Source organism: Roseburia sp. AF22-2LB, from assembly GCF_003461125.1.
GTDB classification, from domain to species: domain Bacteria; phylum Bacillota; class Clostridia; order Lachnospirales; family Lachnospiraceae; genus Roseburia_C; species Roseburia_C amylophila.
The window spans coordinates 1-8449 of sequence record NZ_QTWM01000018.1; the positions used below are offsets into that span (position 1 = coordinate 1).

The window sequence follows — 8449 nt, forward strand, 5'->3', positions numbered from 1 at the left end:
GTGGAGCTGACTGTTACTAATCGGTCGAGGGCTTGACCAAAGCAACTCGGAAATAATCTGTATGAAGTTTTGAAGGTATGTACCTTTAACAATGACGTTACCTGATTTCAGGCGAACGTCATTCTTTAACTTAATAATCCTCGATAGCTCAGTTGGTAGAGCACGCGGCTGTTAACCGCGCTGTCGTAGGTTCGAGTCCTACTCGGGGAGTTAATTGCTCGATAGCAGATTTTGCTATCGAGTTTTTTAATTTATAGGAAATTCCTTAAATCGTCAGAAATAATGTATAATGAACTGGAAATAAAAAATGACATGACAAAAAAGCGAATGGTAAATAGTGCAGTTTTCCGTTTTGTTCATTTTAGAAAACGTACGAAGGACAACATCGCGGACAGGATGGAATAAGCAATCTAAGAGAGATCTGTCTTTGAGAAAATAAGCACGAAGCTCTTCCGGGATAGTGAAAACACAATGACGGTGAACACAGGCAACAAGCTTACAGGGCAAATGAAAAATGGAAATTGTCATAGGTGTAAGAAATGGCGTTAAAAAGCAGCATTAGAAGTAACGTTAAGAAATAGCACTATAAGTATCACTGAAGAATAGCGTTAAAAAATAGCACAAAAAAACGCCCACAGATAACATCATGATATGATGAACTGATTTTGCTCATGATATCATGACATATCTGCGGGAGTTTTTTATGCTGCTCAGCATCCGTAAGAAGCTGCCGGTAGCAAGTTCTTATGGTGAATAACTCATAAAGAGTTTTTCATATAGTTACACTTCATTGCGTCTTCCTACGAAGATACTGATTACATAGAACAGTACCGCATAGATAAGGAAGCAAATGAGACAGCGGGTAATCATATTTGAAGCCATAAGGTCTGTTGCAGTCTCAACCATACAGTTATCCAGCCAGTAGTCGGCAAAATCAAAGGATTTCTTGTGGGTCAGGGTGTCTGCCAGTGAGATTATCATGGATAAAACCAGTGGACCGATGATACCGACTGCAATGGAACCGCCTGTTTTCTTAAATAGAACTGCAATCAGGAAGAAAAGGGAGGTATATGCAAAGTTACCAAGAAGCTGTAAAAGCAGGGTGATAACCAGATCTCCTGTGGTACCGGAAAGGCTTCCAACTTTCCAGAATGCAGTGCCGGCAAGGAATCCGGTAAGCCAGCAGACAATGGTATAAACCGTTGTGGCAGCTAAGGATACCATGTATTTTACCGCATAAATGCGGGTGCGGCTGTAGCCTCTTGCAATGATATTTTTTAAAGTGCCATTGGTGTAGTCGCTGCATACAAAGAGGGAAAGAAATACAGCCAGTATAATGGTAAAGTTGCTGGAAGAAACTGCACCAACCAGCATATATATGCCGGTATAAAGGAATCCATCGTCAGAAGCACTTACGGTTACGCCGCCAGCTTCCATATTTCCCTGTGATAAACTGTAAATCATATTTAATGTTACTGCGGTCAGAAGAATTAATCCGATTAACACACAGCCACAGATGTAAAAGCTCTTCTGACGGAATAATTTTCGAAATTCAAATCTAAATAATTGTCCCATATTAACCACCTATCCGTTTCATAAAGTATTGTTCAAGTCCTTCTGCATGCACCCAGAAACTATTTACCGCAACGTCCTGTTGAACCAGACGTTTGTTTAATTCAGCGGCTTCCTCAAGATGTGAGGAGAGAATCACCTGATTGCCGGCAATGCGAATCTGTTCTGCCGGAATAGTTTCTGCAAAAATAGCGGTTGTTTTCTGCACATCATCTACTGTAAAAATCAGTTTGTGCTGGCAGCGTTCATTTAATTCTGCAGCAGTAACTTCTTCAATCAGCATACCGTCGTTGATAATTCCATATCTGGTAACGATTTTGGACAGCTCATCTAATAAGTGGCTGGAAATGAGAATTGTAATATTTTTCTCATGATTCAGCTTTAAAATCAAATCACGGACTTCCTTCATTCCGGCAGGGTCAAGACCGTTTACCGGCTCATCTAAGACTAAGAACTCCGGATTGCCGAGAAGTGCAATGGCAATACCAAGACGCTGGCGCATTCCAAGGGAAAATTTGCCGGCTTTTTTATTACCGGTATCAGCAAGCCCAACCAGAGAAAGGATTTCCTTAATCTCTGCATCGGTGCCACCGTAAATTAAGGAAAACTGCTTTAAGTTTTCATAGGCGGTACAGTTTTTATAAAGTCCAGGTGCTTCGATTAAAGAACCGATTTTGCGTCTGGCTTTATCGAAAGGCTCGCCGTCGAATAATTTAATTTCTCCTTTGGAAGGGAAAGCAGTACCTAAAACAAGGCGCATAAAAGTTGTTTTTCCGGCACCGTTTTTTCCAATGAATCCGTAAATATCACCTTTGTGAATGGTCATATTTACATTATTTACAGCCATCTTCTTACCGAATTGCCGGGAAAGATTCGTTGTTTGCAATATTGTTTCCATAAACATATCTCCTTCTTTATTTGTATTACTACAATAATACACTAAGACAGTAATGTCAAGAAGAAAATTTTAAAAGATGGACAGAAGGGGAAAAGAAGTGTACCCTTAAAGAGAATAATTTTGAGACAAAATTTTGAGCAAAATTACTCCAGCAAAATTATGACGAATAATTCTTAAAAAACGCTTTACATCACCACTACTCTATGGTATACTAAAACACGTTCTGACGGTCGTTGGAACGTATCTGGCTCCGTGGTCAAGCGGTTAAGACATCGCCCTTTCACGGCGGTAACACGGGTTCGATTCCCGTCGGAGTCATTACACGAACGGAATATGAGGCATAAAAAATGTGCCACTGCATATACTGGAAGTGTTACAACAGAATATGGCGACATAGCCAAGTGGTAAGGCACGGGTCTGCAACACCCTTATCACCAGTTCGAATCTGGTTGTCGCCTCTTTCAAGAGAATCTTTTATAGATTCTCTTTTTTTACGCGAGTAGCGAGAAAAATCGCATGCTTGCATGCAGATTTGACGAGCACCGCGATAACTCGAGAAACTCGCAAAGCGTGTTTCTCGTAGTTGGCGAGCACCTTAAGAAACTTCAATACCATGCACCTGCAAAAATTCCTTCGCAATCTTCGAAAGGTGCCGGTCTTTGCTGATAATAAAAGCACTCATAATATAGAGGTTTTCATCGGAAATATATTTGATGCACATATCCTTAATTTCACGTATGTCCTCTTTCGTCAGGGAGACTAAGGCTACACTTCCAAAAGAGCGCGCCCATTCAATGGCAGTGGTTTTCGGAGAAGTAATCATGGAAACATTTGGCGAAAGAAGATAGTGTCCAAAAGAAGCATAAACAATATCCAGACAGTCAAAAGGAATTGCCAGCGGGTAGTTGGCAAGGTCCGGGACAGAAAGCTTTCCTTTGATTTTAGCAAGGGGATGGTCTTTTGGAAACAGCGCAACAATATCCTCTCTTTCATAGGGATAAAGTGTAAGCGCACCATGTCCGGGTGCGGCAGAGCGAATCAGCCCAATCTCCGTAATTCCATTTAAGACATTCGGAATAACAAATTCGCTTGGAATCTCATAAAAGTCATAATTTACTTTCGGGTGCTTTGCGATAAAGGCATCAAAAAATTTGTGCAGAAAATAAGGAGAGTTACCGGCTGGAATTGAAATCTTCAACAGTTCAGAGAAGCCGGCTTTCTGATTCAGCAATTCATTTCGTAAGCCCTCTTCCATCATGCAAATCTCTTTGGCACGTTTGTAAAAGATTCTTCCTGCATCCGTCAGCTCTAAAGAACGGTTTCCCCGGAGAAGAAGCTTCGCACCATAGGTTTTCTCAATATTTTTTAGCTGGTTACTCAAAGAAGGCTGTGCAATCAGAAGCTTATTGGCAGCTGCTACGATACTGCCGCAATCTACAATGGTTACAAAGTTACGGTAGGAGTCTAATGTCATAATAAAATACCTCTTTTGTTTTGTAGGAATCATTTGAAAATATAATTTATGTGGTTTGTAGGGGGGATTGTAAAAAATATAGGATTTCCAATATAGTTCCGGGTATGCAGGGAAGATTATTTTTGATATGAAATGCCGCAGTTCTAAAGCACATGTTTTTCTTTCTGTTATCAAAACAGTCTTTCCAATGTTTGACATGATAACTTCCCGGTTCGCCGAAGTACGGATGCATTTTAAGGGCTGTTAGGGGCACTTGAAATTTCGTCTGGCATCCGGCAACGCTGGCACAGGGAAGTGCCAGCGAGGCGCATATGAACATGGATGTGAATTTGCGCCGGTTGCCAGGCTTATTCAGTTATAGGTCGAAATTCTTAGTGCCCCTTGCAGACATTATTCAGCATCCGTACTCGGCGGACAGAGCAGTTATCCTCTTAAAGCAATGGAAAGACAGTTTATAATCAAGAAAAACATGTAACTAAGAACTGCAGACATTTCATATCAGATAAAATAATCTTCCTGCATAACCGGCTAATTATATTGAAATAAAATATTTTTCTTTACAATTCCCCTCCACACAATATAATAAAAATATTATAGAAATCAAGTAAAAATAGTATTTTTATTATAAAACAATTTCTATTATAATGCAAATGTATGTAAGCAAAGGTGCAATACGGGGACGTGTTGTACCTTTCGTGTTTTTCATAGTTACAATACATCCGAAGGGACAGAACATTCTCCGGCGGATATATAATGATGGATAAGAGGATATAGATAAAATGGAACATTATGATTTAGAAGTATGTGGTCTGAAACGTGAACTGCCTTTTGTGAAACTGTCAGATGGAACAGCGTATGCAAGTTTTGTGGTAATCAGTGATACAGAGCTGATTGAGAAAGCAGGTAAGGAACTGGCGGCATTTGCCAATGGAGCGGAAATTATCCTGACCATTGAAGCAAAGGGAATTGCCCTGGCGTACGAAATTTCAAAGCAGCTTCATATGAAGGAATTTGTGGTAGTCCGGAAAAGCGTGAAGTCCTATGTGAAATCATTTATCCAGGATGCGGTGCATTCCATTACAACAGAAGGAAATCAGGACATTTTTCTGGATGAAACGGATGCAGAGAAGTTAAAGGGAAAGAAAGTTGCAATTGTGGATGATGTGATTTCAAAAGGAGAATCCCTGGCTGCGGCAGAACGTCTGGTGCAGAAAGCCGGAGGCGAGGTTTGCAGCAGGCTTGCAATTCTGGCAGAGGGAAAAGCGGCAGAGCGGACAGATATCACATTTTTACAGAAACTACCATTGTTTCAGAAAGGAAAAGAATCCTATGAGCCTGTTGATTAAACATGCAGCAATTGCAGATGTATTGGAAAATGAGATAAAAACTGGCGATATTTATATCAAAGATGGTCGTTTTGAGAAAATTGCAGAGCATATTGATGCCAGTGAAATAGAAGAAAAGGAGCATCTTACGGTAATCAATGGGGAAGGGCTTACTGCCCTGCCGGGATTAATTGACGCCCATACCCATGTGGAGCTTAGCATGTTAAGCAGTGCATCTTTTGCAGAGGCACTGATACAAAACGGAACCACAGCAGCAGTCTTAGACCCTCATGATGCAGTAAATGTCTTAGGACATAAAGGTGCAAAATATCTGATGGAAGAGATGAAGGAGACAGATCTTACACCGGTCTGGATGGCATCTCCCTGTGTTCCGTCAGCACCGGGATATGAAGACTGTTATGGACAGGTGATGCTTTCCGATGTCAAAGTGATGGTGGAAGAATATGGCATGTATGGAATTGCAGAAGCCATGGATTATAACCGGGTCATTGCAAAGGAAGCTTCTTTAAAAGAAATCTTAGATTATGGAAAAGAAAAAGGTTTAAAAATAGACGGACATGCGCCGGGTGTATTGGGAGCTGACTTAGATACCTATATTGCAGCAGGCGTAAGCTCCGACCATGAGAGTGTAACGGTGGAGGAAATGTTAGAAAAATTCAGGAAAGGAATGTATGTCATTATCCGCCGTGGCTCCTTAAAAGAGCCTGCAAGTGCAAAAGAATTCTTAGATAAAGCAGGAGACAGCGACCATATTTTACTTTCTACCGATGGCTGTATTACAGCAAAAGATATGGCAGAGCATGGACATATGAACTATGCACTGGCGCAGATTGTGGAAGAAGGTGTGGAGCCGCTTCAGGCAATCAAGCTTGCTACGGTTTATCCGGCAGCAGCCTATGGCTTAAAGGACAGAGGTGTCATTGCAGAAGGATATCGTGCAGACATGATACTTGTGAAGAATTTAACAGACTTTAAGGTGCAGGATGTTATTGTAAACGGAGAAATTGCAAAGGCTTCTTATCTGCGAATGGATTATCCGAAAGAAGTGATCCATTCCATAAAGCGGGATGATTTAAAAGAAGGAGAACTTACGATTCCATTGCCGGAAGGCTGCATAGATGGCAAAGTAAAAGTCAATATTGTAAAAATCGTGGACGGAACCTTAGAGACAATTCACGAAGAGAGAAAGCTTCCGGTAAAGAACGGTGCACTCATTTTAGAGGATGACTTAATGTATTGTGCAGTAGTAGACCGTTACCGGAAAGATGGTTCCATCGGAATCGGCATCATCAGCCAGGCAGGAGCACTGCAGGGAGCATTTGCCGGTTCGGTAGGACAGGATACCCAGAATCTGATTGCATTTGGAACTTCTCTTTCGGATATGACGCTGGCATTTAATCAGGTGATTGCAAAACAGGGTGGTCTTTCTTATGTAAGGGATGGAGAAGAGAAACAATTTGTGGGACTTCCGGTACTTGGCATATTAAGCCAGAAGCCAATGGAGGCATTTGTAGAGGAAACAGATAGACTTTTAGCTGATTTATGGAAACACGGCTGTATCCTTAAGAATCCAATCCTCACCATGAGTCTTCAGATTTCCCTTGCCGTCATTCCGGAGATGGCAATTACCAACCGGGGATTATTGGATATTATAAATAATCGATTTATTCCAGTCTGTGAACTGGTTTAGATAAAACAAAAGAAAGGACGTTTATTATGGAAAAGTTTTTCAAACTGAAAGAAAATGGTACCAGCGTAAAAATCGAGTTTATTGCAGGTATCACAACATTTGTTACCATGGCTTACATCATCATGGTAAATCCGGCAATGCTTGCCACACCTTTTGAAGGAACCGATATGTATGATAAGGTATTCAACGGCGTATTTTTTGCCACCTGTCTGTCTGCATTTTTAGGAACCTTCTTAATGGGAGTTCTTGCCAGATTGCCGTTTGCCCAGGCACCTGGTATGGGAATGAACGCATTTTTTACTTACACCGTAATGCTTGGCATGGGTTATTCCTATGAAGCATCACTGGCAATGGTATTCATTTCCGGTGCATTATTTATCCTGATTACCTTATGTTCCTTCCGGGAAAAAATTGTAATGGCAATTCCAAAAAATATAAAAGTTGCCATATCAGTGGGTATCGGATTGTTCCTTGCATTTATCGGCTTCCAGGATGCTGGTCTTATTGTAGGAAATGAAAGTACCATGGTATCGTTGGTGGATTTTTCTACTTTTTCTGAAAATCCGGTGGCTTGCTGGGGTGCAATTTTAGCCTTCTTTGGAATCGTGCTTACCACCGTTCTTTATAAGAAAAAAGTAACCGGTTCTATTTTAATCAGTATTTTTGTAGTAACTATTCTTGGAATTTTCACCGGAAATACTGTATTTGATGGCTTCCAGATTAACTTTGGTGCCCAGGTAAAAGATTTTGCAGATGTTTCTTTATTCGCATGTTTCCGCGGTTTCCGGGAATTATTTATGGGAAGCTCGGTAGGACAGGCAATTTTAACTTTGATCATGCTGATTATCACTTTCTCCATGGTTGACATGTTTGATACCATCGGAACCTTAATCGGAACTGCAAAATCAGCAAATATGTTAGATGAAGATGGAAATATTCCAAATGCAAAGAAGAGCCTTCTCTGTGATGCAATTGCAACGGTTGGCGGTTCTATATTTGGTACTTCCACCGTTACCACTTATGGTGAATGTATCTCCGGAATCAGCGTGGGAGGAAGAACCGGACTGACTTCTGTATTTACAGCAATCATGTTCTTAGCAGCAATCATCTTTGCTCCGTTTGTAAGCATCATCCCATCCTGTGCAACAGCACCGGCATTAATCTTCGTAGGTGGTCTTTTGTTAAGTGCTATCAAAGATATGGAATTTGATGATGTATCCGAAGCAATTCCGGCATATCTTGCATTAATCATGATGCCGCTTACCTACTCCATCGCAAACGGAATTGCCGTTGGATTGATTGCTTATACATTAATTAAAATCTTTACCGGAAAGTTCAAGGAGTTAAATATTATCACAGTAGTATTATCCGCACTCTTTGTTATCCGTTATCTGATGATTTCCTTATAATCTTTTGAGAGTTATAGGACAAAATGTGTTGATGAAAACCGCTTTCAAGCCTTGAAAATA

General features: G+C 40.8%; 6 protein-coding genes, 3 tRNA genes and 1 pseudogene. 6 read left to right on the forward strand and 4 right to left on the reverse strand.

What is annotated here, in order from left to right:
- Positions 1-137: 137 nt before the first annotated feature.
- Positions 138-210 (forward strand) — tRNA-Asn (locus DWX96_RS14040).
- A gap of 126 nt (positions 211-336) precedes the next feature.
- Here DWX96_RS14040 and DWX96_RS14995 read toward each other — a convergent pair.
- The 3 genes and pseudogenes from DWX96_RS14995 to DWX96_RS14055 all read right to left on the reverse strand — a co-directional run.
- Positions 337-498 (reverse strand): annotated as a pseudogene (locus DWX96_RS14995) (IS91 family transposase); the annotation flags it as partial.
- A 282-nt stretch (positions 499-780) separates the two neighbouring features.
- Positions 781-1575: an ABC transporter permease gene (locus tag DWX96_RS14050; protein WP_118057809.1), complete on the reverse strand. Its 795-nt coding sequence runs from the start codon at positions 1573-1575 to the stop codon at positions 781-783.
- Position 1576: 1 nt separating this feature from the next.
- Positions 1577-2470 (reverse strand): ABC transporter ATP-binding protein, encoded by an 894-nt coding sequence (locus tag DWX96_RS14055; protein WP_118057810.1) that lies wholly within the window; start codon positions 2468-2470, stop codon positions 1577-1579.
- Between the two features lie 246 nt (positions 2471-2716).
- Here DWX96_RS14055 and DWX96_RS14060 point away from each other — a divergent pair.
- Both DWX96_RS14060 and DWX96_RS14065 read left to right on the forward strand, forming a co-directional pair.
- Positions 2717-2788: transfer RNA gene (locus DWX96_RS14060), tRNA-Glu, on the forward strand.
- A gap of 69 nt (positions 2789-2857) precedes the next feature.
- Positions 2858-2928: transfer RNA gene (locus tag DWX96_RS14065), tRNA-Cys, on the forward strand.
- A gap of 137 nt (positions 2929-3065) precedes the next feature.
- Here the strand turns inward: DWX96_RS14065 and DWX96_RS14070 are convergent.
- Positions 3066-3944, reverse strand: coding sequence for a LysR family transcriptional regulator (locus DWX96_RS14070; RefSeq protein ID WP_117842179.1), 879 nt, complete (start codon positions 3942-3944; stop codon positions 3066-3068).
- 779 nt (positions 3945-4723) lie between these two features.
- Between DWX96_RS14070 and DWX96_RS14075 the strand changes: the two genes are divergently transcribed.
- Genes DWX96_RS14075 through DWX96_RS14085 form a run of 3 tightly spaced genes read left to right on the forward strand, consistent with a single transcriptional unit; the run spans position 4724 to position 8389 of the window.
- Positions 4724-5290 carry a phosphoribosyltransferase family protein gene (locus DWX96_RS14075; protein ID WP_022242521.1) on the forward strand — a complete coding sequence of 189 codons (567 nt, stop codon included), beginning with the start codon at positions 4724-4726 and terminating at the stop codon, positions 5288-5290.
- Positions 5274-6980: an adenine deaminase C-terminal domain-containing protein gene (locus DWX96_RS14080; RefSeq protein WP_118057811.1), complete on the forward strand. Its 1707-nt coding sequence runs from the start codon at positions 5274-5276 to the stop codon at positions 6978-6980. Before DWX96_RS14075 ends, DWX96_RS14080 begins: the two co-directional genes overlap by 17 nt.
- A 26-nt stretch (positions 6981-7006) precedes the next feature.
- The gene (locus tag DWX96_RS14085; protein ID WP_117699227.1) at positions 7007-8389 is read left to right on the forward strand and encodes an NCS2 family permease; all 1383 of its coding nucleotides are present in this window, start codon (positions 7007-7009) and stop codon (positions 8387-8389) included.
- Positions 8390-8449: the final 60 nt, after the last annotated feature.